General features: G+C 37.8%; 2 protein-coding genes. One reads left to right on the top strand and one right to left on the bottom strand.

What is annotated here, in order from left to right; translation table 11 throughout:
* On the top strand, positions 1–205 hold a 205-nt coding region (locus AC1DTM_RS31150), incomplete at its 5' end, for a hypothetical protein (protein WP_477001782.1).
* A 48-nt stretch (positions 206–253) separates the two neighbouring features.
* Here the strand turns inward: AC1DTM_RS31150 and AC1DTM_RS31145 are convergent.
* Positions 254–546 (bottom strand): ABC transporter permease subunit (locus AC1DTM_RS31145; RefSeq protein ID WP_477001781.1); only part of this gene is annotated, 293 nt, incomplete at its 5' end.

The raw sequence follows: 546 nt of genomic DNA, 5'->3' as shown, positions 1-546 counted from the left end.
ACAATATGCTTACTCCCCCCATCCAGTAAGAAATACACTGTATCATGATTCTCAATATATGATGCAGCGCATCGCAAGCCTTGAAAGCCAATTAGCTAAGTTAATCTCCTTAATCGAAGAAAACAATCATTTAATAAAATCAATGGAACAACAGCAAAACCAAGTTTGTGCACCAGCTGGAGGTTCTGTTATTGTTCGGATGTAATTCGAATTCAAAAAAACACACTTTGTTGTATAAAGTGTGTTTTTTGAATTATTTTCTTTTTGTATGAAACCCTTGCGTAATTCGGTCTAATATAATCGCAATCACGACGATAGCTAGTCCCGCTTCAAATCCCATTMCGATATTTACTTGTGTTACAGAGCGATATACATCAACGCCGAGACCTGGCGCTCCTACAAGTGAAGCTGTTACAACCATCGATAACGAAAGCATAATACTTTGATTCACTCCAGCCATGATCGTTCCGGTTGCGAGTGGTAATTGTACTTTAAATAATTTTTGTGATGTGGTAGAGCCAAACGCATTCGCAGCTTCAATTAAAT

The organism is Bacillus sp. P4_D3 (genome assembly GCF_056401855.1).
This window is presented reverse-complemented; position numbering and strand designations above follow the sequence as displayed.